Source organism: Nocardioides sp. TRM66260-LWL (assembly GCF_020075545.1).
In the GTDB taxonomy this organism is placed as follows: domain Bacteria; phylum Actinomycetota; class Actinomycetes; order Propionibacteriales; family Nocardioidaceae; genus Nocardioides.
Genome location: NZ_JAIQZK010000009.1, coordinates 84,768 through 110,131, shown reverse-complemented (window position 1 = coordinate 110,131; position 25,364 = coordinate 84,768). Strand labels below are relative to the sequence as shown.

Here is a 25,364-nt window from a genome sequence, read left to right as displayed (position 1 = left end):
GTGAGCGGCGCAGCCGGCGGCGAGATCGCCCGCGCCTCCTCGGAGCGCGGCGAGCTGGTGCTGAGTCGGCGCTCGGACGGCGCCCTGGAGCTGCGGGCCAACGGCGTGTTCGTCATGGACACCGTCGAGACCTCCACCGAGCGCGAGCTCGCGCGGGGCGCGCTGGCCCAGTGCACGGCCCCGTCGGAGGTGCTGGTCGGCGGGCTGGGTCTCGGGTCCACCCTCGACGAGGTGCTGGCCGACGCGCGGGTCGCGCGGTGCACGGTCGTCGAGATCGAGCCGGCGCTGGTCGGCTGGCTGCGTGACGGCACCGTGCCGCACGGCCCGGCGCTGCTTGACGCGCCCCGCGTGCGGGTGGTCGTCGACGACGTCGCGGCGGTGCTGCGGGCGGCGGACGCCGCGTCCTACGACCTGGTGCTGCTCGACGTCGACAACGGCCCCGGCTACCTCGTGCACGACGCGAACGCCGCGCTGTACGGCACGCCGTTCCTCGGCTCGATCGTGCCGGTCGTGCGGCCCGGCGGCGTCCTGGCGATCTGGTCGGCCGACCGCGCGCCCGCCCTGCTGGAGGCCATGACCACGGCGTTCGACGGCGTCGCGGCCGTCGAGGAGCAGGCCCACGACGTCGTCCTGGGCACCCGGAAGGAGCAGTACTGGCTGTACCTCGCGCGGGTAGCGTCGCGAGCGTGACCACCGAGCCCGCGCACGAGGACGCCTTCCGCATCGAGCACGACAGCATGGGGGACGTCCGGGTGCCCCGCGACGCGCTGTGGCGGGCGCAGACCCAGCGCGCGGTGGAGAACTTCCCGATCAGCGGCACCCCGATCGAGCCGGGCCTGATCCACGCGATCGGCCAGGTCAAGGCCGCCGCCGCGCGGGTCAACGCCGCGCTCGGCGTGCTGGACGAGACGCAGTCCGAGGCGATCGTGGCCGCCGCGCGATCCGTCGCCGCCGGCGAGCACGACGACGCGTTCCCGATCGACGTCTTCCAGACCGGCTCGGGCACCAGCTCGAACATGAACGCCAACGAGGTGATCGCGACGCTCGCCGCACGGTCGGGCGTCGAGGTGCACCCCAACGACCACGTCAACGCCAGCCAGTCGTCCAACGACACCTTCCCGACCGCCATCCACGTGGCGGCCGCCGTGGGCGTCGTCGAGCACCTGCAGCCCGCGCTGCGCGAGCTGGCGGCGTCGCTGGAGGCGAAGTCCGCCGAGTTCGCCGACCTGGTCAAGGCCGGGCGCACCCACCTCATGGACGCCACGCCGGTGACGCTGGGCCAGGAGCTCGGCGGCTACGCCGCCACGGTGCGCTACGCGGTGGAGCGGCTCGACTCCGTGCTGCCGCGGGTGCGCGAGCTGCCGCTGGGCGGCACCGCCGTCGGCACCGGCATCAACACCCCCGCCGGGTTCGCGCCGGCGGTGATCGCCGCGCTCGGCGAGGCGACCGGTCAGCCGTTCACCGAGGCGCGCGACCACTTCGAGGCCCAGGGCACGCGCGACTCCCTCGTCGAGCTCTCCGGCGTGCTGCGGACGATCGCCGTCGGCCTGACGAAGATCTGCAACGACCTGCGCTGGATGTCGTCCGGCCCGACCACCGGGCTCGCCGAGATCCACCTGCCCGACCTGCAGCCCGGCTCGAGCATCATGCCGGGCAAGGTGAACCCGGTGCTCCCCGAGGCGACGCTGATGGTGTGCGCGCAGGTCGTCGGCAACGACGCCGCCGTCACGCTGGCCGGCGCGTCGGGCAGCTTCGAGCTCAACGTCGCGATGCCGGTGATCGCCCGCAACCTGCTGGAGTCGATCCGCCTGCTTGCCGCCGCGGCGCCGCTGCTCGCGCACCGCTGCATCGACGGCATCACGCCGAACCCCGAGCGCATGCGGGCCTACGCGGAGTCGTCGCCCTCGATCGTCACGCCGCTCAACCGGCACCTCGGGTACGAGGCGGCCGCGGCGATCGCGAAGAAGGCGCTCGCCGACGGCGCCACGATCCGCGAGACCGTGCTCGCGCTCGGGTACGTCGAGCGGGGCGAGATCAGCCTCGAGACCCTCGATGCCGCGCTCGACGTCGCGTCCATGACGCACCCCTGATCCGCGCGGCCACCACCAGCAGCGCTCCCGACGCCGCCAGCAGCGACGCCGAGGTCGTCTGCAGGCCGCGGCTCGCGCCCGTGCTGGGCAGCGCCCGCTCCTCCGGCGCCACGGCCGACCGGTCGGCTGTCGTCCGGGCGTCGCCGACCTCGCTCTCCTGGTCGGCCACGCCTCCGGCTCCCGCAGCCCCGGCCGTGCCCATGACCGCGACCGGGCACGCGATCGGCGTCGAGCCGTCCGTCGGGTCGTCCGTCGGGTCATCCGTCGGCTTGTCCGTGGGCTCGTCCGTCGGGTCCGCTGTCGGCTCGTCGCCGGGATCGCCCGCAGCGTCCGGATCGCCGGTGACCGCGGCCGAGATCGGCTCACTCGCGTCCCGCGGCGCGACGTCGGGCTTCCCGGGCTCGAGGTCGGGCGGACTCGGGACGGGATCGTCACCCGACTCGCCGGCACTCGCCGAGCCCGAGCCGTCGGAGCCCTCCGACCCGTCGGAGCCGTCGGACACCCCGGGGACGCCGCCGCCGGCGGAGCCGTCGTAGCCGTCGCAGTCGATCGGGACGGGATCCGCGCTCGGCCCGGGATCCGGCACGGGGCCCGGCTCGATCGTCGCGTCGGTCGGCGGCGGCTCGTCCGGCGCGTCACCGGTCGCACCGGGTGCACCCGTGCTGACCGCGGACGGGCCGCTCCCCACGTCTGCGACGGCGACTCCCGCGGAGGTGACGACCAGGGCGAGCGGCGTCAGCGCCACGGCAGCCGCCGAGGCCAGCGCTCGCCGCCTCCCGCCGGGCAGGGTGCGACGGATCATGACGGGTCCTCTCCTCGGGTGACCGGCTGCGCTCCCCCGGCGCCGCCACGCGTGACGCTAGGGCGGCCGAGGAGTCGATTCCACCTGGTCTGGAGGGCTCGATCACCAAGGGAACCGACGGACGCACTGCGGCGTCCAAGCACCTCCGGGCGCACCCGTAGCCCGATCACCGGGTGGTGTCGGGCTGTGGGCGGTGCGTGCGGTGGGCGAGCTGGCTGTCGGTGGTCGAGCTTGTCGAGACCCGGGGTTTCGACAAGCTCAACCGCCGGGGTCAGCTTCGACCACCGTGAGGGTCGTGCCGTGACGGTCGCGTCGGAAGCGGACGCCGTTCGGTGACCGCCACAGGTAGACCCCGGGTTGGTCGGGTCCGGCTGGCTTGTAACGCCAGCCGTCGTGGGTCTTGTGGCGGTGGTGCTTCCTGCACAGCGGCGCGAGATTGGACGACGCTGTCGGGCCGCCGGACTCGTAGGACTGGACGTGGTCGGCGTCGCAGGACCTGGCCGGCCGTCGGCAATACGGGAAGACGCAGGTGTGGTCGCGCAGGATGATCTGCTCGCGCATCAGATCCGGCACCTCGTACGCGTCTGAGTACCGCTCGGCCGCCAGGTCGAGGATCGGTCGGACGGTGACGGTGGTGCCGGCGGCCTGGCACCACGCCTTGATGACGTCGATCCCGAGCGGCGACCGTGACGCCTCCGAACGGGCGACGTCCCCGAGGGCTCCGGTGACCGCGTCGACGGAGAGGTGGATGTACAGCGTCAGGTGCCGCGACCGGCTCGGAGTGTTCCCGGTGGGGGTCTCGCCGGTCTCGAGCGGAAGCACCTGCTCCCCACGGGCGAGCATCCCCGCGGCCTTCGCTCGGCGGACGTTCAGGGTCTCCTGGGAGCCGGCCTTCTTGAGCTGCTCGGCGAGGGCTGCGATGGCGCGTTCGAGGTCGGCGGCGTCGGGCTGGTCGAGGCGGCCGCTGATGTCGATGGTGCCGTCGAAGCCGGCCTGCCCCATCCACACCTCGAAGCACCGGTGCTCGGCCTCCCGGGCCTTCCGCAGGACCGCGTCCCCGGGGTCCGTGTGCTCCTGCGCCACCCGGCAGATGCTGCTGATCTGATTCCGGGACACATTGTGGGCGTAGGCGGCGATCCGGGCATCGACCAGATCAGCGGCCTCGGCGGAGAGGGGGATGGTGTCCTCGGTGATCCGGCGGACCTGCCACACCGCCAGCTCGCCCTTCACGAGGCGAGACCACACCCGCGGCAGCCGCACACACGCCTCGAGAGCGTGGCCGACGTAGAACGACCCGGCCTGCTGGGTCATCCCGAGCGCGGTGATGAACTCCGTGACCGCATGCTCCTGCACCTCCGGCGCACCAGGTCCAGCCAGGGGAAGCATCATCCCGGTGTCGATCACATACCCCGCCACGTCGTCGGCCCCCGCGACATGGGCGATCGCCCAATCAGCGGCGGCGACGAACACCTCGCGCTCCGCCTGCTCGGCAGCAGCCCGCGCGGCCATCGCCGCGCGCAACGCGTCGCTGTCGCGCAGCAGCCGTGGGGTCCGAGGGGGCATAGCCTGATTCTATGCGAACACACGTTCGAACTGAAGTGGATATCCCCAGATCAGACCAGGTTTTCGGAACCTCAGCCATAGACAACTGAAAGAGACCAGCGGCGGAGCCGGCAGCGGCGCAAGGGGAACACCCGCTGTACCGAGACGGCGAGCGACCACCGAGTGCCATGACCGCTACGGAGACCACCGACGAGCAGTGAGCCGACAGCCTGCTGATCCGCCACACGTCACCGTCAGCATGCGAGTGCGGGGGTCTCGACAAGCTCGACCACCGGCCGCGCTCGACCACCGGCGGAGGCTCGACCACCGCGTCGGGTGCGGGGGTCTCGACAAGCTCGACCACCGGGGGTGCGGGGGTCTCGACAAACTCGACCACCGGAGCCGCGCTCGACCACCGGAGCCCGCTCGACCACCGGCGGGCCGGCAGGGGTCAATACCAGCCGTTGCTCTGGCTGTGCGCCCAGGCGCCGCAGGGGCTGCCGTAACGGTCCTGGATGTACCCGAGACCCCAGCGGATCTGCGTGGCGGGGTTCGTGGCCCAGTCGGCGCCGGCGGAGGCCATCTTCGCGCCCGGCAGGGCCTGCGGGATGCCGTAGGCGGACGACGAGGGGTTGTCGGCGTTCACGCGCCAGCCCGACTCGCGCGTCCACAGCGAGTCGAGGCAGGAGAACTGGTCGTCGCCGAAGCCGAAGTCGCCGAGCATGCCGCGCGCGATGTCGCGCGGGTCGCTGGGCGTGATGTTCACCGTCCGCGTCACCGCGCGGCCGGAGGCCTGCGACAGCGCAGCGGCCTTGGCGGCTACCGGGGCGGCCGCGGCGACCCGCTTCGCAGCGCGCGACGCGGGGACGGCCGGGCGGGCGGCGACGCGGGACGGGGCCTCCGAGCGGTCGCCGCTGCGCGAGAGCGACGTGCCGCGGTCGGCGACGTCCGCGGCCACGGCCTCGCGGGCCGCAGCCGACAGGGTCGGGCTGGCCGTGCTGAGCTCGGCCGCGGCGGGAGTGGCGGCGCCGCCCGAGGCGATCACACCACCGGCGACGGTGGCACCCGTGACGGCGACCGACGACAGCACCAGCGTGGTGCGGACGGCCTTGGCCGGGACCTGGGCGATGCGGGACGGGGTGGCGGGGGCGCGGTGCCTCGGGACGTACTTCGCGTGCTTCGACAAGTCGGATTAACTCACGTGAGACGGCGGGGGACGACGGCGCTCGTGGCACCTGGCCGGGAAACGGCTCGGCCCACCATGCATGACGAGGTGAGGGCATGCAAACCGAACCTCGGGTTTGTCAGGAACCTGTCAGGGGCATCCTGGCGCCCGCACGTCACACGGGCCCCACGCGTCACCGACGCGCGGGGCCCGTGCACGAGCGGACAGCTCGGCTCAAAGCACGACGTTCTCCAGCATCTCGGTCACCAGCGCCGCGATCGGGCTGCGCTCGGAGCGCGTGAGCGTCACGTGCGCGAACAGCGGGTGGCCCTTGAGCCGCTCGATCACCGCGACGACGCCGTCGTGACGCCCGACGCGCAGGTTGTCGCGCTGGGCGACGTCGTGCGTCAGCACCACCTTGGAGTTCGCGCCGATCCGCGAGAGGACGGTCAGCAGGACGTTGCGCTCCAGCGACTGCGCCTCGTCGACGATCACGAAGGCGTCGTGCAGCGAGCGGCCGCGGATGTGCGTCAGCGGGAGCACCTCGAGCAGGCCGCGCGCGAGGACCTCCTCGATGACCTCCGGGCTGGTGATCGCCCCGAGGGTGTCGAAGACGGCCTGCGCCCAGGGCGACATCTTCTCCGCCTCCGAGCCGGGCAGGTAGCCGAGCTCCTGGCCGCCCACGGCGTACAGGGGCCGGAACACGACGACCTTCTTGTGCTGGCCCCGCTCGAGCGTCGCCTCGAGACCCGCGCACAGCGCGAGGGCGGACTTGCCGGTGCCGGCGCGTCCGCCGAGGGAGACGATGCCGACCTCGGGGTCGAGGAGCATCTCCAGCGCGATGCGCTGCTCCGCGGAGCGGCCGTGCAGGCCGAACGCGTCGCGGTCGCCGCGCACCAGGTGCACCTGCTTGTCCGCGCCCACGCGGCCCAGCGCCGTGCCGCGCTCGGAGAGCAGCACGAGCCCCTGGTGGCAGGGCAGGTCGCGGGCCTCCGCGAGATCGAGCACCCCGTCGTCGTACAGCTCGTCGAGCTCGGTGGCCGCGACCTCCAGCTCGGCCATGCCGGAGTAGCCGGTGTCGGAGTCGCCGGTGGTCTCGCCGCGGTACTCCTGGGCGTCGAGGCCGACGGCCGACGCCTTGATCCGCAGCGGCAGGTCCTTGGAGACCAGCGTGACGTCCGCGCCCTCGGACGCCAGGTTGTGCGCGACCGCGAGGATGCGGGTGTCGTTGTCGCCGAGCCGGAAGCCCGACGGCAGCGTGGAGGGGTCGGTGTGGTTGAGCTCGACGCGCAGCGTGCCGCCCTCGTCGGTGACGGGGATCGGCTCGTCGAGACGGCCGAACGCGACCCGCAGGTCGTCGAGCGCGCGCAGCGCCGAGCGGGCGAAGTAGCCGAGCTCGGGGTGGTGCCGCTTGCCCTCGAGCTCGGTGATCACGACCACCGGCAGCACCACCTCGTGCTCGGCGAACCGGCGCAGCGCACCGGGATCGGCGAGCAGGACGCTGGTGTCGAGCACGTAGGTGCGCACCGGACCCGCGGGGGTCTCGGCTCGCGCAGGAGCCTTCCGGCCGCTCTTCTGGGACGTCGCCATGTCAGGTCAACCCCTCACCGACCGGCGCGCGCACTCCCCGCCGGCCTACTGCTCTCGAGTGGACCGGGAGGGTGCCCGACGGCCGGAGTGCCGGCCGGCGTCCGCGCACGGCACCGGGCCGGCGTGGATGCAGTCGTGGGTGGACAACTTCGGGCCTCCAGGTGCGACGGGCTTCCCCACCCGTCGATGCCGGCGACGCTACGCCGCGCAGGCGCACGTCTTCGGTGACACGCCGCTCCGGCGTGTGACGCTCGTGTGAACGGGCGGCGACGCGTCAGATGCCGTGCCGGCGCTCGCGCTGGGCGTAGGCGCGGATGGCGCGGAGGAAGTCGACCCGCCGGAAGTCGGGCCAGTAGGCCTCGCAGAAGTAGAACTCCGACTTCGCGCTCTGCCAGAGCAGGAACCCGCCGAGCCGCTGCTCCCCCGAGGTGCGGATGACGAGGTCGGGGTCGGGCTGGCCCTTGGTGTAGAGGTGCTCGGAGATGTGCTCGACGTCGAGGGTCGCGGCGAGCTCCTCGAGGCTGGTGCCGCGGGTGGCGTGCTCGGCGAGCAGCGAGCGGACGGCGTCGGCGATCTCGCGTCGACCGCCGTAGCCGACGGCGATGTTGACGAGCATGCCCGGGTTGTCGCGGGTGGCCTCCTCGGCGGCCTTCAGCCGCTCGACGGTCGCGGCCGGCAGCAGGTCGAGCGCGCCCACCGGGTGCAGCCGCCACTTGCCGGTGTCGGCCAGCGAGTCGACCGCCTCGGCGATGATCTCCAGCAGCGGCTCGAGCTCGGACGCGGGTCGGTTGAGGTTGTCGGTGGAGAGCAGCCAGAGCGTGACGACCTCGATGCCGACCTCGTCGCACCAGCCGAGCAGCGGCTCGATGTTCGCGGCGCCGGCCCGGTGCCCGTGCGCGGTGTCGCGGCCGACGGCGCGGGCCCAGCGGCGGTTGCCGTCGAGCATGACGCCGACGTGCCGCGGCAGCGTGGAGCTCTCGGGCAGCTTGCGCAGCAGACGGGCCTCGTACGCCGGGTAGAGCACCCGTCGCACGCCTCGTCGCCAGTCCGCCACGGGCGTCAGGCTACGACCTCGTGGCCGACGGGGATAACTCCCGCGACCAGGACGTGAACCGCGTCGCGCCCGGCCTGTGGCCCTGCTCCCGTCTCGCTCCCTGGCTCCCCCCGAACGGGTACCGTCGTCGCATGAGCAACTCCCTGCCCGATGCCGTCCGCTCGCGTCTGGACGCCGTCGCCGAGACGGTGCACGAGGTCGTCGCCGACGTGAAGCCCCGCCTGCGCGGGTGGCTGCATCTCGGCATCGCGCCACTGACCCTCGCCGCGGGCATCGTGCTCATCGTGCTGTCGCCGAACGCGATGACGCGCATCGGCTCGACCCTGTTCGTCGCCTCGGGCCTGGTGCTGTTCACGGTCTCGGCGATCTACCACACGGGCACCTGGTCGCCGCGCACCTGGGCGTTCCTGCGCCGCTTCGACCACTCGAACATCTTCCTGCTCATCGCGGGCAGCTACACGCCGTTCGCGCTGATCCTGCTCGACGGCGCCGCGCGCGTCACGCTGCTCAGCGTCGTGTGGAGCGGCGCGATCCTGGGCGTCGGGTTCCGCATCTTCTGGACCGACGCCCCCCGCTGGCTCTACACGCCGATCTACATCGCGCTGGGCTGGGCCGCGGTGTTCTTCATCCCCGACTTCCTCGACGGCGCCACCCGGCTCGGCACCGGCGTCGGCATCGCGGTCTTCGTGCTCATCGTCACCGGGGGCGGGCTCTACACCCTCGGCGGCATCGTCTACGGCTTCAAGCGCCCCAACCCGTGGCCGCGCTGGTTCGGCTTCCACGAGGTCTTCCACACCTTCACGATCCTGGCGTTCGTCACGCACTACGTGGGCGTCTCGCTGGCCACCTACGCCCTGCGGTGACGACCGCGTCCGTGCGGATCTGACGCACGGCGGACCCGCGCGCGGCGACGCTCAGCCGCGCGTCGCGACCACGTGGTCGGGCTCGTCGGCCTCGTCGTCGGCGTGCCGGCGGTTGTGCCGCACGCTCCACAGGAACGCCACCGTGATGAAGCCGACCCCCACCAGCCCGGTGACGACCTCCGGGATCTCGTGCTCGACGGTGATCAGCAGCATCACCGCGAGCGCGCCGATGGCCCAGTTGGCCCCGTGCTCGAGGTAGATGTAGTCGTCGAGCGTGCCCTGACGCACGAGGTAGACCGTCAGCGAGCGGACGTAGAACGCGCCCACGCCGAGCCCCAGCGCGATGACGATCGGGTCGGAGGTGATCGCGAACGCGCCGATGACGCCGTCGAAGCTGAAGCTCGCGTCGAGCACCTCGAGGTAGAGGAACAGGAAGAACGCCGCCCGGCCCGTGGCCATCGCGACCTGCGCCCCGCCGGCGCCCCGCGCCGAGGCGTCCTCGTGCTCGAGCTCGTCGAGATCGGCCTCGAGGCCCTCGCTGAACAGCTCGCCGAGGCCGTGCACCACCAGGAACGTGATCAGGCCGATGACGCCGGAGAGCAGCACCTGCTCGGCGTGGTCGGGGAAGCCGAGCGCGAAGCCGGCCAGGGCGAGCAGCGCGATCAGCAGCCCGGCCCCGTCGAGGCGGCCGACGCGGGAGAGCACCGGCTCGATCGGACGCAGCCAGTGGACGTCCTTCTCGGGGTCGAGCACGAAGCTGAGGAAGATCATCAGCAGGAACATGCCGCCGAAGGCCGCGATCGACGGGTGCGCCTCGTTGAGCAGGTAGCCGTAGGTGCCCGGGGTCTCCGGGTCGCCCTTCTCCAGCGCCAGCTGCCAGGCGCGAGCGGGCGAGAGGCCGGCGGTGACGCCGACGACGACCAGCGGGAACAGCAGGCGCATGCCGAAGACCGCGATGATGATGCCGACGCTGAGGAAGATCTTCTGCCAGAACGGCGACATCCGCTCGAGCACGCGGGCGTTGACGACGGCGTTGTCGAAGGACAGCGACACCTCGAGCACGATCAGGATGGCGGCGATCGCCAGGCCGGTCGGCCCGCCGTAGAGGAGGGCGACGATCAGGCCGACGATCGTCGTGAGGAAGGCCCAGCCGAAGGTGCGCAGGATCATGAGGTGCTCTCTGATGGGGGTCGCGCCACTCGACCGAGCGGGCTCGGACCGGGCGGCTGGCCCCTGACGGGGCGCCCGTCAGCCTACTGAGCGACGACGCCGCCCCACCCGCTCGTGCGGGGGGGCGGCGAGCGGCGCCCCGACGTCAGCGTCCGGCGGAGCGACGGTAGGTGCGCACCGACAGCGGCACGAAGACCACGAGGATGCCGACCACCCAGATCAGCGTGTAGAGCGACGGGTGCTGCATCGACCATGCGGGGTCGACCGGCATGCCGCCGAGGTTGCCGAAGTGCTGCCGGCTGGCCTGCGTGAGCGCGCTGACCGGGTTCCAGAGCACGAGCCAGCGCAGCACGCCGTCGAAGCTGCCCAGCGGCACGAACGCGTTGGAGAGGAACGTCAACGGCATGATCACGATGAACGAGGCGTTGTTGATGACCTCGACGCTCGGCACGATCAGCCCGACGAAGCCCATGACCCAGCTGACCGCGTAGGCGAACAGCAGCAGCAGGCCGAACCCGAGCAGCGCGTCGACGACGCCCTCGCGGATGCGCCAGCCGACGAGCAGACCGGTGAGCGCCATGATGACCAGCGAGAGGACGTTGTAGACGACGTCGGAGGTCGTGCGACCGACGAGCACCGCGGCCGGGGACATCGGCAGCGACCGGAAGCGGTCGATGATGCCCTTCTGGAGGTCCTCGGCGAGCCCCGCGCCGGTGAACGTGGCGCCGAAGACGACGGTCTGGGCGAAGATGCCCGCGATCAGGAACTCCCGGTAGTTCACCGAGCCGCCGGGGTCGATCGCGCCGCCGAAGACGAAGGCGAAGAGCAGCACGAACATGATCGGGCTGATCAGCACGAAGACCAGGATCTCGGGCACGCGCTTGATCTTGATCAGGTTGCGCTTGGCGACGACCCAGCCGTCGGAGAGGGCGCGGGCCGGACCGCCACGACGGACGATCGGGGTGTCGGGGGCTGCGGTGGTCATGCCGGGACCTCCTCGGAGGACGCGTCGGTGGCGGCGGTGTCGGGGCGTGCGTCGTGGCGTGCGTCGGGGCGGACGTCGGAGCCGGTGTGCGAGCCGGTGAGCGTGAGGAAGACGTCGTCGAGGGTCGGGCGTCGCAGCCCGACGTCGAGCACCGCGACGCCGTCGGCCTCGAGGGCGGACAGCACCCGGGCGAGCGACGCGACGCCGCCGTCGACCGCCGCGGTGAGCTCGCGACCGCCCGACTCGACGCCGACCTGGCCGGTCGCGACCTCGGCCAGCACCCGCTGCACGCCCGCGCTGTCGGCCGGGTCGGCGAGGACGACCTCGATGCGCTCCCCGCCGGTCTGCGCCTTGAGCTCGTCGGCGGTGCCGCGGGCGATGGCCCGACCGTGGTCGATGACGACGATGTCGTCGGCGAGCCGGTCGGCCTCCTCGAGGTACTGCGTGGTGAGCAGCAGGGTGGAGCCGGACGCGACGAGGTCGCGGATGACGTCCCACATCTGCAGCCGGCTGGCGGGGTCGAGGCCGGTGGTGGGCTCGTCGAGCACCAGCACCGGCGGCGCGGCGACCAGGGCGCCCGCGAGGTCGAGGCGACGGCGCATGCCGCCGGAGTAGGTCTTCGACGGCCGGTCGCCGGCGTCGGCGAGCCCGAACCGCTCGAGCAGCTCGCGGGCGCGTGCCTTCGAGCGCGCCCGACCGAGACCGTAGAGCCGGCCGACCATCTCGAGGTTCTCGAAGCCGGTGAGGTGCTCGTCGACCGCGGCGTACTGGCCCGAGAGGCCGATGCGCGCCCGCACGCCGTCGGGGTCGGCCAGCACGTCGACGCCCGCGACCGTCGCGGTGCCGGCGTCGGGACGCAGCAAGGTGGTCAGGCAGCGCACGGCGGTGGTCTTGCCGGCGCCGTTGGGCCCGAGGAGGGCCAGGACGGTGCCCTCGGGCACGTCGAGGTCGAGCCCGGCGAGGGCCTCGACCTGCTTGAACCGCTTGACGAGCCCGCGGGCTCGGATCATGTCGCTCATGGGGGGCTCCGGTCTGCCTTCCGGACGGTGGCGGGTGGGGTCAGAGGAACCCTAGGGCCGTCCACCGACAGCCCGCATCAGCCGGCCAGGGGGCTCCGGCCGCCGCGCAGGGCGCTCCACAGCAGACCGCCGACGACGCCCACGAGCACCAGGCCCACCGACGCGACGGCCACGCCGACCAGCACGGCGAGCCCGCCGACCAGCGACCAGCCCACGCCGTCACCGAGGGAGGCCTCGCCGGTGAGCGTCGCCACCAGCGTCGCCAGCACCCCCGCGCCGATCGCGCCCGCGAGCAGGAGCCGAGCGCGCCGCGCGGCCCGGGCCCGGCGGTCCTGCGCGTGCCGACCGCGCGAGGTGGCCACGACCACGCCGGCCCGCAGGACCGTCCAGGCTGCTCCGGCCAGGGCCATCGCCCCGAGCGCGGGCCAGAACCGCTCGCCGTCGCGGGCGACGGCGAGGGCACCGGCCAGGTACACGCCGACGAGCACGAGGTCGAGCAGCAGGCCGACGGTCGTGCCGGGACGCAGCGTCACCGGGGCGTCGGCGGAGTGCTCGTGCGGGAGGACGGCCATGCCCCCACTGTGCGGCATCGCGCCCGGCGACGCCGCGCCGACCCGACGAGATCGCCCGCACGGGTGGTGCCGACGGCACGATCGGTGGGTAGACGGCCGTGCTCACCCCTGTGGAGTGGACGCCCCGAGCCCCAGCGGTCAAGGTGGGGCTTCCCGCCGGTCTCGGCGGGCATCGGGTCAGGAGCAGCAGTGAGCGACACGGGCCGCACCGACCGACGGCGCACCGACGGACGAGCGGTCGTGCTGCGCGCGGCCCGCTCCTGCATGGCCGAGCGCGGCTACCACGGCACCAGCATCCGCGACATCGCGGCACGGGCCGGCATGACCTCCGCGGCGCTCTACCACCACTTCGCCAGCAAGCAGGCGGTGCTGGCGGCGCTGATGGACGGCGCGCTCGCGCAGGCGTCCACGATGGTCGACGAGGCCCTGGCCGGCGCCGCGAGCGACCCGCCCGCCCGCCTGCAGGCGACCGTCCACGCGTGGGCGCTGTTCCACGCCGTGCACCGCGACGACGCGCTCATCGGCTCCAGCGAGCTGCGCAGCCTCGAGGGCGCGCACCTCGACCACGTGGTGGCCACCCGCGAGGGCATCGAGCGCCGCCTCGCCGACGTCGTCCTGGCCGGGGTCGACGCCGGCGACTTCCGCACCGCGGACGCCCTGCTGGCCGCGCGGGCCGTGATGAGCATGGGCAGCTCGATCGTCGCCTGGTTCGACCCCAGCGGCCCGCTCTCCCCCGAGGAGATCGCCGAGACCTACGCCGGGCTCGCGCTCGGCGCGGTGCAGGCCGAGCGCGTCACCGCCACCCCGACCTGAGGTCCGCGTCGGCGGCTCAGCCGAAGGCGTGGTGCTCGGGGCGGAACCGCGCCGCCAGCCGGCGGAAGGTGAACGAGAAGCCCGGGAACATCGCGATGACGTGCCCGCTCCTCGACTGGTACCACGACGAGCAGCCGCCCTTCTTCCACACCGTGCGCTCCATCTCGCGGTGCACCATGGCGGTGTAGGCGTCCTCGGCCTCGGGCGTCACCTCGATGCTGGTCACCCGCCGCCGCCGGACCTCGTCGATGGCCCTGACGATGTACTGCAGCTGCGCCTCGATGACGAAGATCGCGCTGGTGTGGCCGATGCCGGTGTTCGGGCCGGTGACGACGAACAGGTTCGGGAAGCCCGGGGCCGTGGTGCCCAGGTAGGCGCGCGGGAACTCGCTCCAGAAGTCGGCGAGCGTCGTGCCGTCGCGACCGACGACCGGGTAGGAGATGACGCCGTCGGTGGCGTCGTAGCCGGTCGACCAGACGACGACGTCGAGGTCGAGGTGCTCGCCCGAGGCGGTGACGATGCCGGTGGCGTCGAGGTGGTCGATGCCGTCGGAGCGGTCGTGCAGCGTGGTGTTCTCGGCCGCGAGCGCCGGGTAGAGGGTGTCGGAGAGGATGATCCGCTTGCAGCCGATCGTGTAGTCCGGCGTCACCTTGCGGCGCAGCTCGGGGTCGGCGATCTGCCGCTCGATGTGCTTCAGCGCCTTGTCCTGGGCGACCTTCTTCAGCATCGCCTCGGAGTACTTGAAGCCGATGACGCGGGTCTCCAGCGACCAGTAGATGGCGGTGCGCAGCGCCTTGTGCAGGGGCCGGACGCCGAGCAGGCGCCGCTGGAGCGGGGTGAAGACGCGGTCGGGACGCGGCAGCACCCAGTGCGGGCTGCGCTGGAAGACGTGCAGCTCGGCGACGTCGGGCTGGATGGCCGGGATCACCTGGGCGGCGCTCGCGCCGGAGCCGACGATCGCGACCCGCTTGCCCCGCAGGTCGACGTCGTGGTGCCAGTCGTTGGTGTGGAACGCGGCGCCCTGGAAGTCCTCGCGTCCGGGGAAGGGCGGGACGACGGGCGTCGACAGCGGGCCCGAGGCGTTGATCAGGAACTGGGCGTGGAACGTGCCGGCGGCCTCGGTGCGGATCTCCCAGCCGTCCTCGACCCACCGCACCTCGGTGACGTTCGCGCCGGTGACGGTGCGCTCGCGCAGGCCGTGCTTGGCGATGACGTGCTCGGTGTACTCCTGCAGCTCCTCCTGCTGCGCGAACATCCGGCTCCAGGCGTAGGGCTCGGAGGAGATCGAGTACAGCGGCGACTGCACGTCGACCGCGGCGCCCGGGTAGGAGTTCTGGCACCAGGTGCCGCCCATGAAGTCGCGCCGCTCGAGCAGGACGACGTCGTCGATGCCGCGGCGCGCGAGCTCGATCGCCGCGCACTGGCCGCCGAAGCCGCTGCCGATGACGACGACCGTGTGACGGCGGGGCGCGGCGTCCCGGGCGTCGCTGGCGGGCTGCGGGAGGGACTGCTGGGCCATGGGTCTGCTCCGGGCTGGTCGCGGACGACGCCGGTCGGCGTCGCCCCGACTGTAATCTGATGTTCAGCGATTCCGCATTGCTTCGGAGGGTCTCTGAGACCGACGTCACCCGAGGCGGGGAGCGGCGTCGGCGCCGTAGGCGATCGCCCGGAGGAACCGCTGGAGGCCGGCGAGCACCTCGGCCCGCGGCTGGGCGAAGTCCGCGTGCAGCCAGGCGACGACCGCGTGGCTGACCCCGCCGACGGCCGCCCGCCGGACGACGGCGAGCTCGCCCTCGGGCACGTCGGTCAGCAGCCCGCGCTCGAGCAGCAGCCCCGTGAGCAGGGCGCCGAAGTCCTCCATGCGGCCCAGGTAGGTGGCGTCGATGCGCGGGCTCACGCCCATCACCTCGAACCACACGACGCGGGCGAGGCGGCGGTCCTGCTCGAGCACCGCCAGGAAGGCGTCGAGGCCGTCGCGCGCTAGCTCGGGCAGATCGCCCTCGTGCGCCGCCGCGACCGCCACCACGGTGTCCTGCAGCCGGTCCATGCAGTCGAGGTAGACGGCGCGGAGGAGGTCCTCGGTGTTGACGAACTCCTCGTAGAAGTAGCGGTCGGCCACGCGCGCCTCGCGGCACAGCTGCCGGACGGTGGCCGCCGCGTAGCCCACGGAGCCGAACACGTCGAGGCCGGCGTCCAGCAGCCTGCGGCGGCGCTCCGCCGCCCGGTCGGCCGCCGAGAGGCCGCCGTAGGTGCGGCCCGGGCTCGACTCCTCGGTCACGACGCTCAGGCCAGCCGCAGGGCGGCGATCAGCGCCCGCGCCGGCTCGCCGCCGGCCTCGAGCGCGGCGTCGAGGGCGGCCGGCACGGCGAGCTCGTCGCGGACCAGCGTGACCGGGTCGCCCGGGTCGCCCGCGTCGACGGGGTGGCCACGATCGGCGGCCGGCTGCGCCGCCGCCCGGTACAGCGCGGCGAGCCGCTCCTCGGCGCGCGCGAGGTCGGCCTCGACGAAGTCCCACGGCTCGTCGTGCGCACGGTCGAGGATCGCGAGCCGCAGCGCCGCCGGCGAGCAGCGGGTGAGCAGGTCGTCGACCAGCACGAGGTTGCCGGTGGACTTCGCCATCTTCCGGCCGTCGAGGCGCACCTCGCCGACGTGCAGGCTCGCGCGGGCGAACGGGGCGACGCCGGTGGCGCTCGAGGCCATCGCGCGGACGTAGGCGTGGTGCGGGAACACCAGGTCGGCGCCGCCCGCGAGCACCTCGACGCTGCTGCCGTGCACCTCCAGGGCCATCGCGGCGCACTCGGCGTGCCACCCCGGACGTCCCCAGCCCCACGGGCTCGGCCACGCGGGCTCGCCCGGGGCCGACGCCCGCCAGACCGGCACGTCGAAGGGGTCCTCCTTGGCCGGGTGGTCGGGCTCCTCGCCGTGGTCGGCGAAGCGCCGCAGCGCCTCGTCGTGCTCCAGCCCGCTCGCGACGGCCACCGCGCCGCCGCGGAACCAGACCGTGCCGTCGACCTCGTAGGCGGCGCCCGCGTCGAGCAGCACCTGGGCGAGCTGCTGGACGGCGTCGAGGTGGTGCCGCGCGTGCGGCTCGGCCTGCACGGGCGCGACCGACAGCGCCCGCAGGCTCTGACCGAGGACGGCCTCCTGGCCCAGCGCCAGCTCGTCGTAGTGGCGACCGCGGGCCTGAGCGGCGGCGAGCAGCACGTCGTCGACGTCGGTGACGTTGCGGGCCACCCGCACCTCGACGCCGGTGCCGCGCAGCAGCCCGGCGACCAGGTCGGCCCAGACGAAGGTCGCGGCGTGCCCGAGGTGCGTGACGTCGTACGGGGTGATGCCGCAGACGTAGAGGCGCGCCGCCCCGACCGTCGCGAGCCGGACGCCGCCGAGGGTCAGCGAGGGGTGCGGCGCCGGCAGCGGGCCGACCCGGTGCGCGACGTCGGTGATGCCGGGTCCCACGTGACGAGCCATGGGCGCAGTCTCGCACCCGGAGGACGGCTCAGGCGCGCGGCTCGTCGTCCTCGCGGAGGGGGATGGTGCGGCGCTTCGGCTCGGCGGTGCGGGCCTCCTCGCCGAAGACCCCCTCGACGCGGGCTCGCTCGACCTTCTTCAGCTGGCGCACCAGGCTCCAGCCCAGCAGGCCGACGACGACGCACAGACCGAGGAAGATGGCGAACGCGCCCCAGCCGGCCTTGACGTCCTCGGGCCGCGGCCCCTCGTCGTCGGCCAGCCGCAGCAGGCCGTGGACGACGTCGAGGGCCTGGACGGCGAGAACGGCGAGGTCGTGCATCAGTCCTCCGTGGGGGTGATGCCGGCGAACAGATCGTCCTCCGGCGTTGTCGAGGGTACGTGGGAGGTGACGAGCTCGAAGTCCTCGGTGGGCCACACCTCGGCCTGCAGCTCGCGCGGCACCGCGAACCAGAAGCCGTCGGGGTCGATCTGGGTGGCGTGGGCGAGCAGCGCCTGGTCGCGCACGCCGAAGAAGTCCGAGCACGGCACCTTGGTGGTGACCCGGGCGTCCCAGTCGGGCTCGGGCTTCCAGTCGCGCAGCCGCTCCTCCCACGGCGACTCCAGCCCGTGGGCGAGCATCGCGTCGTGCAGCGCCTGCACGCGGGCGCGGTTGAAGGAGTGGTGGAAGTAGAGCTTGCGTGCCTGCCACGGCTCGCCGGCGTCGGGGTAGCGCTCGGGGTCGGCGGCCCACTCGAAGGCGGCGACGGCGATCTCGTGGCACTTGATGTGGTCGGGGTGCGGGTAGCCGCCGCGCTCGTCGTAGGTGGTGACGACGTGCGGGCGGATGCGTCGGATCAGCCGGACGAGCGGCGCCGCCGCCTCCTCCAGCGGCACCAGCGCGAAGCAGCCCTCCGGCAGCGGGGGCTTGGGGTCGCCCTCGGGCCAGCCGGAGTCGACGAAGCCCAGCCAGTGCTGGGTGATGCCGAGGATGTCGCGGGCCCGCTCCATCTCCTGACGGCGGATCTCGGTGATGTTGGCCTGGATCTCGGGGCGGTCCATCTTCGGGTTGAGCACCGAGCCGCGCTCGCCGCCGGTGCAGGTGGCCACGTGCACCTCGGCGCCCTCGGCGACGTAGCGGGCGGTGGAGGCGGCGCCCTTGCTCGACTCGTCGTCGGGGTGGGCGTGGACGTGCAGGAGGCGCAGCCCCGCGCGGGGACGGCTCGCCGGGGCGTCGGACATGGGCTTCATGGTAGGTGCGACCATGGAGGCGTGAGCGCACCGGACCTGCAGCGGGACACCCCCCGCGACGAGCTCGCCGACCGCTACGGCGCCCCGCGCCCCTGGCGGCGCCGCGGGCTGATCCTCGCCAGCCTGCTCCTCGCCGTGGTCTTCGGCGGGTGGCTCACCTGGACCACCGTCGTGCACGCCAACCCCGAGGTCGCCTCCGATCTGCAGGGCTTCGACGTCGTCGACGAGCACACCGCCACCGCGACGATCGCCGTCGACGTGCGCAGCGGGGTCGACGCGAGCGGGGCCCGGTGCCTGCTGCGCGCGTTCGCCGCCGACCACACCACGGTCGGCGAGCTCACCTTCACCCCCACCGGCACGGGCCGATACACCGAGTCGATCCGCACCGAGAGGCGCGCGACGAGCGTGGAGTCGGTCGGCTGCACGACCCCCACCCAGAACCGGCCCCGCTGAGGCGTCCGCGCCGTCCCACCCGTCCGGACGTCCGTCGCGCGGGGTCCACGGCGCCGGCCTTGCTAGGCTGATCCATCCGATCGCGCCGCGAGGGTCGACGCACAGGCGGCCCCGCGCTCGACGCGAGCGCCGCATGGCGGCGTCCCGAGCCCCGCGATCGCCGTCCGACGACCGGTCCCCGCGCCGGTCCACCGCACCCATCCGCACAGGAGCACCTCCATGACGCAGTCGAGCCAGCAGGCCCAGCAGACGATCTGGCTGACCCAGGACGCCTACGACAAGCTGCAGGCCGAGCTCGAGGAGCTCAAGGGGCCGGTGCGGCAGGAGATCGTGGCCCGCATCAGCGCCGCCCGCGACGAGGGCGACCTGAAGGAGAACGGCGGCTACCACGCGGCCCGCGAGGAGCAGGGCAAGCTCGAGGGCCGCATCCTGCAGCTGCAGGACATGCTCGAGCGCGCCCAGGTCGGCGAGACCCCCGCCGACGACGGCGTGGTCGGCCCGGGCATGGTCGTCACCTACAAGTTCGAGGGCGACGACGACGAGGCCGAGACCTTCCTGCTCGGCGCCCGCGAGATCGAGCCCGACGGCCTCACGGTCTACTCGCCGCAGTCGCCGCTCGGCGCCGCGATCCTCGGCCACCGCCCGGGCGACACCGTCACCTACGCCGCACCGAACGGCAAGGAGCTGCGGGTCGTCGTGCTCGAGGCGAAGCCGTACGTCGGCTGACCCGACTCCCCCGCACACGCGACGAGGCGGCCCCCCACGACGGGGGGCCGCCTCGTGCGTTCGGCGCCGGTGCCGGGCGCCGCCCGAGCGCTGGTCCGGCCGGATCCAGGCCGGATCAGATGGTGAAGCGGCTGATCAGGTCCTTCAGCGTGATCGACAGCTCGCCGAGCTCGGTGGCCGCCTGCAGCGTGTTCTGCGCGCCCTCGGCGGTCTCGCCGGCGGCCGTCGCCACCCGCGTGACGTCCTCGGCGATGCCCCCGGCGCCGGTGGCGGCCTCCGTGACCGAGCGGGCGATCTCGTTGGTGGTGGCCGTCTGCTCCTCCACCGCCGAGGCGATGGTCGTCTGGATGTCGTTGATCCGACCGATCACCTCCGAGATCTCGCTGATCGCGGTGACGGCGCCCTGGGTGTCGCCCTGGATCGCCTCGATCTTGCGGCCGATGTCCTCGGTGGCCTTCGCGGTCTCCTTGGCGAGCTCCTTGACCTCGTTGGCGACCACCGCGAAGCCCTTGCCGGCGTCGCCGGCCCGGGCGGCCTCGATGGTGGCGTTGAGGGCCAGCAGGTTGGTCTGCTGGGCGATCGAGGTGATCACCTTGATCACCTGGCCGATCTCCTGCGAGGAGTCGCCGAGGCTGGAGACCGTCTGCTGGGCCGAGGAGGCCGTCTCGACCGCCGTGGTCGCGACCGTCGAGGCCTCGGTCGCGTTCTGCGCGATCTCGCGGATCGAGGCCGTCATCTCCTCCGCCGCCGACGCGACGGTCTGGATCGAGACGCTGACCTCCTCCGAGGCCGCGCTCGCGCTGGCGGCGCGGTCGGACGTCGTCGCCGCGCCGTCGCCCATGCCGCGGGCGAGGATCGTCAGCTGCTCGGACGAGAGCTCGAGGGCGCGGGAGGCGCGCTCGATGTCGACCATCGAGGCGCGGAAGGTGGCGATCAGCCGCTCGAGCCCGCCCGAGAGCTGGGCGACGACGTCGTCGCCCTCGAGGGAGAGCGTGCGGGTGAGGTCGCCCTCGCTGGCCGCCTTGACGACCTCCAGCACCTGCGCGACCTTCGCCGCGAGGTCCTCGGCCTCGGCGCGGGCGGCCTCCTCCTTGGCGATCCGCTCGACGGCGGCCGACACCAGCCGGCCGACGTTGCGCAGCGCGTCCAGGCGGTTCTGGGTGGGGTGCAGCGTCTCGAGGGTGAAGAAGTCCATCGTCCCCACGACCTCGCCGGCCACCGTGATCGGGAAGCAGACCGCCGAGCGGACGCCGACCTTCTGCGCCACCGGCGCGCGGACGCAGTCGGTCATCTGGCCGATGTCCTCGGTGAAGTAGAGGTCGCGCTGCGCCCAGGTGCGGCCGGAGAGGCCGACGCCGTGGGCGAAGGACGCGTCGAGGGTGACCCGGCGGAACTCCGGGCCGGCGTCGCCGGTCTCGCAGACGTACTTGAGCTTGTTGTCGGCGGGGTCGATGCGCCAGAACGAGCCGTAGACCCAGCCGAAGGACTGGCGGACGCCGTCGAGCGCGCGCTGCGTGGCCTCCTCGACCGTGGTGGCGTCGGTGACCGAGGCGAGCACGGTGTTGACCGCGACGGAGTCGTCCTGGGTCTCGATCAGCTCGCGCTCCGCGGCGGCGATCCGGGAGAAGGCCGCGGAGAGCATCTTGCTGAGCCGGCGCAGGGCCTCGGTGCGGCCCGCCGAGAGCGAGAGGCGGTCGGTGGTGACGAAGTCCATGACGCCGAGCAGCCGGCCGTCGAGGGTGATCGGGAAGGCGACGCCGGAGTGGATGCCGACCTGCGAGGCGACGCTCGCGCGCACGCTGTCGGGCGTCTTGGCCAGGTCGTCGAGGAAGACCAGGTCGTCGGCCGCCCAGGCGCGTCCGGCCAGGCCGATGCCGCGGGTGTAGGTGGCGCCGTGGGTGGCGCGGCGGAACTCCGCGCCGGGCTCGCCGGACTCGTGGCCGAACGACAGCCGCTCCCCCGCGGCGTCGATCTTCCAGAACGAGCCGTAGGCCCAGCCGAAGGCGCTGCGGACGCCGTCGAGCGCCTGGACGATCGCCTTCTCCAGCGTCTCGGCCGTGGTGAGGTCGGCCAGGATGCCGGTGAGCGCCGCGGAGTCGTCGAGGGTCTCGGCCAGCTCGCGCTCGGCGCGCAGCTTGTCGGTGATGTTCTCCCAGGTGGCCATCGCGCCGACGTACTGGCCGTCGTGGTCGAAGATCGCGTGCACCTGCAGGTCGAGCGTCTCGGGGCCGACCTCGATGTTCGCGCGCCGCGGCAGCAGGCCCGGGTCGGCGAGGATCGCCCGCTGGTAGCTCGGGTTCTTGTGGAAGATGTCGAGGTTCGCGCCGATGATCTGCTCCGGTGCGACCGGCAGCCAGTCGGCCAGCCGCAGCAGGCCCTCGCGGGTCCCGTCGTTGACGTAGGTGATGGTGAAGTCGCGGTCCGCGATCATCACGCGGCTCGGGACGATGTCGAGGATGCCCGGGAGCGAGGCGAGGTCGACGTCGGTGGTCGGCACGATCGGGGCGGTGGGGCTGGCCGCTGCCTGCGGCGTGCCGTCGATGAGCTCGGTCACGGGGTTCCTCCGGTCGAATCGGCGAGGGTGGAGACGTCCACCGCTCGGTCTGCGTCCAGGACGAGCAGGATCGCCCCGGCCAGGGGCATGACCCCGAGCACGGCGTCCTGGACCGTGGTCGGGAGGTTGGCGGGCGTCGGCTGGAGGTCGCGCGCGTCGGTGTCGATGACCTCGCCGATGTCGTCGACGAGCAGCGAGACCACCTCCCCACGGCTGCGCACGATCACGTTCATGGGCAGCACGCCGTCGGCGCGCGGCGGGAGGCCGAGGCGGCACCGCAGGTCGAGCGCGGTGACGATCTGGCCGCGGAGGTTGATCAGCCCCAGCACCGACTCGGGCGCGCAGGGCACGACCGTCATCTGCTGGTAGCGCAGCACCTCCTGCACCCACTCGACGTCGAGGCCGAAGAACAGGCCGTCGACCCAGAAGGTGCAGTACTGGCGGATGCCGGCGTGGGCGTCGGCGTGGCCCGGCGCGTGGGCGACGGCGCTCATCGCGCACCCGCCAGGATCGGCGCGACGACGGCGTCGAGGTCGACCAGGTCGGTGACGCGGTCCTGCACGACGGCCGAGCCGAGCACGCCGGGACGCTTCCCGACCTCGGTCGGCACGACGGCCTCCTCGACGACGTCGAGGACCTTGTCGATGACGATGCCCACGCGTCCTGCCTCCTCCTCGTGGACGACCACGGAGATCTGCTCGCTGCTCTGGCTGGAGTCGACGAGCCCGATCGCGGACGCGAGGCGCACCAGCGGCAGGATCCCGTCGCGGTACTGCACGACCTCGGCGGAGCCGCTGCGCTCGACCCGCGCGACCTCGAACTCCTCCAGCCGCGAGACGGCGGTGAGCGGCAGCGCCGCCCGCCGTCCGGACGCGACCTCGAGGACCAGGAGGGCACGGCTGTCGACCAGCCCGCTGCGGTGCTCCTCGACCGGCTGGACGACGGTGGCGAGCTCGCGGTCGCGGGCGATGCCGGCGACGTCGAGGATCAGCGCCACCCGGCCGTCGCCCATGATCGTGGCGCCGGCGTACATCGGCAGCGCCTTGAGCTGGCGCCCGATCGGCTTCACCACGATCTCCTGGGTGTCGTGCACCTCGGCGACGCACAGGCCGAAGCGGGTGTCGTCGGCCTGGACGACGACGATCGTCAGCGCCTCGGAGCGGCCCAGCCGCAGCGGGTCGCCGCCGAGGGCCTCGCCCAGGGTGACCAGCGGCAGCAGGCGGCCGCGCAGGCGCAGCACCGGGGCGCCGGCGAGCACCTCGACGCTCTCGCGCAGGTCGCTGCCCTCGAGCCGCACGAGCTCGACGAGGTTGGCCTGCGGGATCGCGTACCGCTCACCGCTCTCGCCGACCACGAGGGCCGGGATGATCGCGAGGGTCAGCGGGATGCGCACCCGGACGGTCGTGCCCGCGCCGACGACGCTGGTGATGTCGACGCTGCCGCCGATGCGCTCGATGCTGGTGCGGACGACGTCCATGCCGACGCCGCGACCCGAGACGTTGGTGACCTGCTCGGCGGTGGAGAAGCCGGGACGGAAGATCAGCTCGAGGATCTCGCGGGTCTCCATGCGCGTGATCGCCTCGCGGCTGACCACGCCCCGGGCGACCGCCGCGGCGGCGATCTTGTCGGGGTCCATGCCGCGACCGTCGTCGGTGATCTCGACGACCACCTGGCCGCTCTCGTGGAAGGCGCGCAGCGCCAGGCGTCCCTGCGCCGGCTTGCCGGCGGCCGCACGGTCGGCCGGCGGCTCGATGCCGTGGTCGAGCGAGTTGCGCACCAGGTGCGTCAGCGGGCCCTTCAGCGCCTCGAGCAGCGAGCGGTCGAGCTCGGTCTCGTGGCCCTCCATCTCCAGGTTGACCTCGCGGCCGAGCTGGTGGGCCAGGTCGCGCACGATCCGCGGCATCTTCGACCACACCTGGCCGATGGGCTGCATGCGCGTGCGCATGACGCTCTCCTGCAGCTCCGAGGCCACGAGGTCGAGGCGCTGCGCGGCGCGGAGCAGCTCGACGTCGTCGGCCGTCTCGGTGCGCTGCAGGATCTGGTTGCGGGTGAGCACGAGCTCGCCGACGAGCTGCACCAGCCCGTCGAGCAGGTCGATGTCGACGCGCACCGAGGAGTCGACGACGCCGCGCTTGACGCCGTCCTCGTCGTGGTGCTCGGGCGCCTCGGCCGCCGGCGGAGCCGCGACCGCCGCGGCCGGGGTCTCCACGGTCTGCGGGGCCGGGGCGGTCGGGGCCGCGGCCGCCGGTGTCGTTGCCTCCGGCTTCGCGGCCGGGGTCTTGGCGGTGCGCTTCGCGGCCGGCCTGGCCGTCCGCTTGGCGGCGGGCTTCGCGGGCGCAGGCTCGGGCGCGGCGGCCGGCGCGGCCGGCTCGACGACGGCCTCGGGCTCCGGCTGGGGCTCGACGACGGGGACCGGCTCGACGACCGGCTGCTCGACGACCGGCTCCGGGGCGGCCGGCGCGGCGGACCGCGGCCGACCGGCGAGGGTCTCCTCGAGCTCGGCGACGACGTCGTCGACCGGCACGGACGGAGCCGTGTCGGTGCCCTCGGACTCGATCGCCTCGAGCAGCGCCCGCACGGTGTCGACCATGCGCAGCAGCACCCCGGTGGTGTCGGCGTCCATCGTCATCTTGCCGTCGCGCAGCCGGGAGAGCAGGTTCTCCCCCACGTGCGTCAGTCGCTCCAGCCGGGAGAAGGCGAGGAACCCGCTGGTGCCCTTGATCGTGTGGATGGTCCTGAAGATGCTCGACAGCAGCTCCCGGGAGCCTGGGGACTGCTCGAGCTCGACGAGGTCGCGGTCGAGCTGGTCGAGGTTCTCGTGACTCTCGACCAGGAACTCGGCGACGATCTCTGCGTCCTCGCTCATGGGCATCCTCCTTCCGTGGGGATGCCCTCCCCATCGGCGCTCGCGAGGCCCATCTGAGGCCTGTCTGGTCCAGGTGGGGCCGTGGACGGTAAAGGTTGCGACGACCGGCGCGGTCGAAGTCGGCGCTCGAGCCTCCGCCGGTGGTCGAGCCTCCACCGGTGGTCGAGCTCGTCGAGACCCCCGCACCGACGGTGGTCGAGCTTGTCGAGACCCCCGCACCGCCGGTGGTCGAGCTTGTCGAGACCCCCGCACCGCCGGTGGTCGAGCTCGTCGAGACCCCTCCACACCGATGGTGGTCGAGCTTGTCGAGACCCCTCCACACCGCTGGTGGTCGAGCTCGTCGAGACCCCCCGCACCGCCGGTGGTCGAGCTCGTCGAGACCCCCGCACCGAATGCTGACGGTGA

At 73.2% G+C, this 25,364-nt stretch carries 23 protein-coding genes; 6 read left to right on the top strand and 17 right to left on the bottom strand.

Features of this window, described 5'->3' with window-relative positions; all coding sequences use genetic code 11:
• Both K8Z61_RS16935 and K8Z61_RS16930 read left to right on the top strand, forming a co-directional pair.
• A complete protein-coding gene (locus tag K8Z61_RS16935; protein ID WP_224131257.1) occupies nucleotides 1-690 on the top strand; it encodes a hypothetical protein in 690 nt (229 codons plus the stop codon).
• A 47-nt stretch (nucleotides 691-737) separates the two neighbouring features.
• Nucleotides 738-2,090 (top strand): class II fumarate hydratase, encoded by a 1,353-nt coding sequence (locus tag K8Z61_RS16930; RefSeq protein WP_263431274.1) that lies wholly within the window; start codon nucleotides 738-740, stop codon nucleotides 2,088-2,090.
• Here K8Z61_RS16930 and K8Z61_RS16925 read toward each other — a convergent pair.
• The 5 genes from K8Z61_RS16925 to K8Z61_RS16905 form a co-directional block, all read right to left on the bottom strand.
• On the bottom strand, nucleotides 2,035-2,892 hold the full coding sequence (locus tag K8Z61_RS16925; RefSeq protein WP_224131254.1) for a PT domain-containing protein: 858 nt from the start codon (nucleotides 2,890-2,892) through the stop codon (nucleotides 2,035-2,037). The genes K8Z61_RS16930 and K8Z61_RS16925 overlap by 56 nt on opposite strands.
• A gap of 258 nt (nucleotides 2,893-3,150) precedes the next feature.
• On the bottom strand, nucleotides 3,151-4,455 hold the full coding sequence (locus tag K8Z61_RS16920; protein WP_224131253.1) for an HNH endonuclease signature motif containing protein: 1,305 nt from the start codon (nucleotides 4,453-4,455) through the stop codon (nucleotides 3,151-3,153).
• A gap of 430 nt (nucleotides 4,456-4,885) precedes the next feature.
• Nucleotides 4,886-5,620 carry a lytic transglycosylase domain-containing protein gene (locus K8Z61_RS16915; protein ID WP_224131251.1) on the bottom strand — a complete coding sequence of 245 codons (735 nt, stop codon included), beginning with the start codon at nucleotides 5,618-5,620 and terminating at the stop codon, nucleotides 4,886-4,888.
• A 213-nt stretch (nucleotides 5,621-5,833) separates the two neighbouring features.
• Nucleotides 5,834-7,189, bottom strand: a complete 1,356-nt coding sequence (locus tag K8Z61_RS16910) for a PhoH family protein (RefSeq protein WP_224131249.1) — start codon at nucleotides 7,187-7,189, stop codon at nucleotides 5,834-5,836.
• A 274-nt stretch (nucleotides 7,190-7,463) separates the two neighbouring features.
• Nucleotides 7,464-8,243: an isoprenyl transferase gene (locus tag K8Z61_RS16905; RefSeq protein WP_224131247.1), complete on the bottom strand. Its 780-nt coding sequence runs from the start codon at nucleotides 8,241-8,243 to the stop codon at nucleotides 7,464-7,466.
• A gap of 131 nt (nucleotides 8,244-8,374) precedes the next feature.
• Here K8Z61_RS16905 and K8Z61_RS16900 point away from each other — a divergent pair, with 131 nt between their 5' ends.
• Complete coding sequence (locus tag K8Z61_RS16900) at nucleotides 8,375-9,106, top strand: hemolysin III family protein (RefSeq protein WP_224131245.1); 732 nt, start codon at nucleotides 8,375-8,377, stop codon at nucleotides 9,104-9,106.
• Between the two features lie 51 nt (nucleotides 9,107-9,157).
• Here K8Z61_RS16900 and K8Z61_RS16895 read toward each other — a convergent pair whose 3' ends face one another.
• From K8Z61_RS16895 to K8Z61_RS16880, 4 genes are all read right to left on the bottom strand, one after another.
• Complete coding sequence (locus K8Z61_RS16895; RefSeq protein ID WP_224131244.1) at nucleotides 9,158-10,276, bottom strand: DUF475 domain-containing protein; 1,119 nt, start codon at nucleotides 10,274-10,276, stop codon at nucleotides 9,158-9,160.
• 145 nt (nucleotides 10,277-10,421) lie between these two features.
• Complete coding sequence (locus tag K8Z61_RS16890; protein ID WP_224131242.1) at nucleotides 10,422-11,261, bottom strand: ABC transporter permease; 840 nt, start codon at nucleotides 11,259-11,261, stop codon at nucleotides 10,422-10,424.
• On the bottom strand, nucleotides 11,258-12,280 hold the full coding sequence (locus K8Z61_RS16885; RefSeq protein ID WP_224131241.1) for an ATP-binding cassette domain-containing protein: 1,023 nt from the start codon (nucleotides 12,278-12,280) through the stop codon (nucleotides 11,258-11,260). The genes K8Z61_RS16890 and K8Z61_RS16885 overlap by 4 nt, the downstream gene beginning before the upstream one ends.
• A 77-nt stretch (nucleotides 12,281-12,357) precedes the next feature.
• The gene (locus tag K8Z61_RS16880) at nucleotides 12,358-12,852 is read right to left on the bottom strand and encodes a hypothetical protein (RefSeq protein WP_224131240.1); all 495 of its coding nucleotides are present in this window, start codon (nucleotides 12,850-12,852) and stop codon (nucleotides 12,358-12,360) included.
• 189 nt (nucleotides 12,853-13,041) lie between these two features.
• On the opposite strand from K8Z61_RS16880, the gene K8Z61_RS16875 reads away from it, so the two are divergent.
• Nucleotides 13,042-13,665 carry a TetR/AcrR family transcriptional regulator gene (locus K8Z61_RS16875; RefSeq protein ID WP_224131238.1) on the top strand — a complete coding sequence of 208 codons (624 nt, stop codon included), beginning with the start codon at nucleotides 13,042-13,044 and terminating at the stop codon, nucleotides 13,663-13,665.
• 16 nt (nucleotides 13,666-13,681) lie between these two features.
• Here K8Z61_RS16875 and K8Z61_RS16870 read toward each other — a convergent pair whose 3' ends face one another.
• The 5 genes from K8Z61_RS16870 to mca all read right to left on the bottom strand — a co-directional run bounded on the left by K8Z61_RS16870 (nucleotide 13,682) and on the right by mca (nucleotide 18,351).
• Nucleotides 13,682-15,184, bottom strand: a complete 1,503-nt coding sequence (locus K8Z61_RS16870) for an NAD(P)/FAD-dependent oxidoreductase (protein ID WP_224131237.1) — start codon at nucleotides 15,182-15,184, stop codon at nucleotides 13,682-13,684.
• Between the two features lie 105 nt (nucleotides 15,185-15,289).
• Nucleotides 15,290-15,943: a TetR/AcrR family transcriptional regulator gene (locus tag K8Z61_RS16865; protein WP_224131235.1), complete on the bottom strand. Its 654-nt coding sequence runs from the start codon at nucleotides 15,941-15,943 to the stop codon at nucleotides 15,290-15,292.
• Nucleotides 15,944-15,948: 5 nt separating this feature from the next.
• Nucleotides 15,949-17,133 (bottom strand): cysteine--tRNA ligase, encoded by a 1,185-nt coding sequence (locus K8Z61_RS16860; protein ID WP_224131234.1) that lies wholly within the window; start codon nucleotides 17,131-17,133, stop codon nucleotides 15,949-15,951.
• A 28-nt stretch (nucleotides 17,134-17,161) separates the two neighbouring features.
• Nucleotides 17,162-17,452 carry a hypothetical protein gene (locus tag K8Z61_RS16855; RefSeq protein WP_224131232.1) on the bottom strand — a complete coding sequence of 97 codons (291 nt, stop codon included), beginning with the start codon at nucleotides 17,450-17,452 and terminating at the stop codon, nucleotides 17,162-17,164.
• Entirely contained in the window at nucleotides 17,452-18,351 is a 900-nt protein-coding gene (mca, locus tag K8Z61_RS16850; protein WP_224131231.1) for a mycothiol conjugate amidase Mca, read from the bottom strand. Before mca ends, K8Z61_RS16855 begins: the two co-directional genes overlap by 1 nt.
• A 30-nt stretch (nucleotides 18,352-18,381) precedes the next feature.
• Here mca and K8Z61_RS16845 point away from each other — a divergent pair, with 30 nt between their 5' ends.
• Both K8Z61_RS16845 and greA read left to right on the top strand, forming a co-directional pair.
• Nucleotides 18,382-18,813 carry a DUF4307 domain-containing protein gene (locus K8Z61_RS16845; protein WP_224131230.1) on the top strand — a complete coding sequence of 144 codons (432 nt, stop codon included), beginning with the start codon at nucleotides 18,382-18,384 and terminating at the stop codon, nucleotides 18,811-18,813.
• Between the two features lie 219 nt (nucleotides 18,814-19,032).
• Nucleotides 19,033-19,539 (top strand): transcription elongation factor GreA, encoded by a 507-nt coding sequence (greA, locus tag K8Z61_RS16840; protein WP_224131228.1) that lies wholly within the window; start codon nucleotides 19,033-19,035, stop codon nucleotides 19,537-19,539.
• Nucleotides 19,540-19,654: 115 nt separating this feature from the next.
• Here the strand turns inward: greA and K8Z61_RS16835 are convergent, their stop codons facing one another.
• The 3 genes from K8Z61_RS16835 to K8Z61_RS16825 are packed head-to-tail and all read right to left on the bottom strand — an operon-like array spanning nucleotide 19,655 to nucleotide 24,959.
• Entirely contained in the window at nucleotides 19,655-22,093 is a 2,439-nt protein-coding gene (locus K8Z61_RS16835; protein ID WP_224131227.1) for a GAF domain-containing protein, read from the bottom strand.
• Nucleotides 22,090-22,587, bottom strand: coding sequence for a chemotaxis protein CheW (locus tag K8Z61_RS16830; RefSeq protein ID WP_224131226.1), 498 nt, complete (start codon nucleotides 22,585-22,587; stop codon nucleotides 22,090-22,092). The genes K8Z61_RS16835 and K8Z61_RS16830 overlap by 4 nt, the downstream gene beginning before the upstream one ends.
• On the bottom strand, nucleotides 22,584-24,959 hold the full coding sequence (locus tag K8Z61_RS16825; RefSeq protein ID WP_224131224.1) for a chemotaxis protein CheA: 2,376 nt from the start codon (nucleotides 24,957-24,959) through the stop codon (nucleotides 22,584-22,586). The genes K8Z61_RS16830 and K8Z61_RS16825 overlap by 4 nt, the downstream gene beginning before the upstream one ends.
• Nucleotides 24,960-25,364 lie beyond the last annotated feature (405 nt).

Excerpts from the sequence above, each read along its gene's own strand:
- K8Z61_RS16930 (WP_263431274.1), top strand. The coding sequence starts at position 738 with ATGGGGGACGTCCGGGTGCCCCGCGACGCGCTGTGGCGGGCGCAGACC.
- K8Z61_RS16925 (WP_224131254.1), bottom strand. The coding sequence starts at position 2,892 with ATGATCCGTCGCACCCTGCCCGGCGGGAGGCGGCGAGCGCTGGCCTCG.
- K8Z61_RS16920 (WP_224131253.1), bottom strand. The coding sequence starts at position 4,455 with ATGCCCCCTCGGACCCCACGGCTGCTGCGCGACAGCGACGCGTTGCGC.
- K8Z61_RS16910 (WP_224131249.1), bottom strand. The coding sequence starts at position 7,189 with ATGGCGACGTCCCAGAAGAGCGGCCGGAAGGCTCCTGCGCGAGCCGAG.
- K8Z61_RS16900 (WP_224131245.1), top strand. The coding sequence starts at position 8,375 with ATGAGCAACTCCCTGCCCGATGCCGTCCGCTCGCGTCTGGACGCCGTC.
- K8Z61_RS16895 (WP_224131244.1), bottom strand. The coding sequence starts at position 10,276 with ATGATCCTGCGCACCTTCGGCTGGGCCTTCCTCACGACGATCGTCGGC.
- K8Z61_RS16890 (WP_224131242.1), bottom strand. The coding sequence starts at position 11,261 with ATGACCACCGCAGCCCCCGACACCCCGATCGTCCGTCGTGGCGGTCCG.
- K8Z61_RS16885 (WP_224131241.1), bottom strand. The coding sequence starts at position 12,280 with ATGAGCGACATGATCCGAGCCCGCGGGCTCGTCAAGCGGTTCAAGCAG.
- K8Z61_RS16880 (WP_224131240.1), bottom strand. The coding sequence starts at position 12,852 with ATGGCCGTCCTCCCGCACGAGCACTCCGCCGACGCCCCGGTGACGCTG.
- K8Z61_RS16870 (WP_224131237.1), bottom strand. The coding sequence starts at position 15,184 with ATGGCCCAGCAGTCCCTCCCGCAGCCCGCCAGCGACGCCCGGGACGCC.
- K8Z61_RS16860 (WP_224131234.1), bottom strand. The coding sequence starts at position 17,133 with ATGGCTCGTCACGTGGGACCCGGCATCACCGACGTCGCGCACCGGGTC.
- K8Z61_RS16855 (WP_224131232.1), bottom strand. The coding sequence starts at position 17,452 with ATGCACGACCTCGCCGTTCTCGCCGTCCAGGCCCTCGACGTCGTCCAC.
- mca (WP_224131231.1), bottom strand. The coding sequence starts at position 18,351 with ATGTCCGACGCCCCGGCGAGCCGTCCCCGCGCGGGGCTGCGCCTCCTG.
- greA (WP_224131228.1), top strand. The coding sequence starts at position 19,033 with ATGACGCAGTCGAGCCAGCAGGCCCAGCAGACGATCTGGCTGACCCAG.
- K8Z61_RS16830 (WP_224131226.1), bottom strand. The coding sequence starts at position 22,587 with ATGAGCGCCGTCGCCCACGCGCCGGGCCACGCCGACGCCCACGCCGGC.
- K8Z61_RS16825 (WP_224131224.1), bottom strand. The coding sequence starts at position 24,959 with ATGAGCGAGGACGCAGAGATCGTCGCCGAGTTCCTGGTCGAGAGTCAC.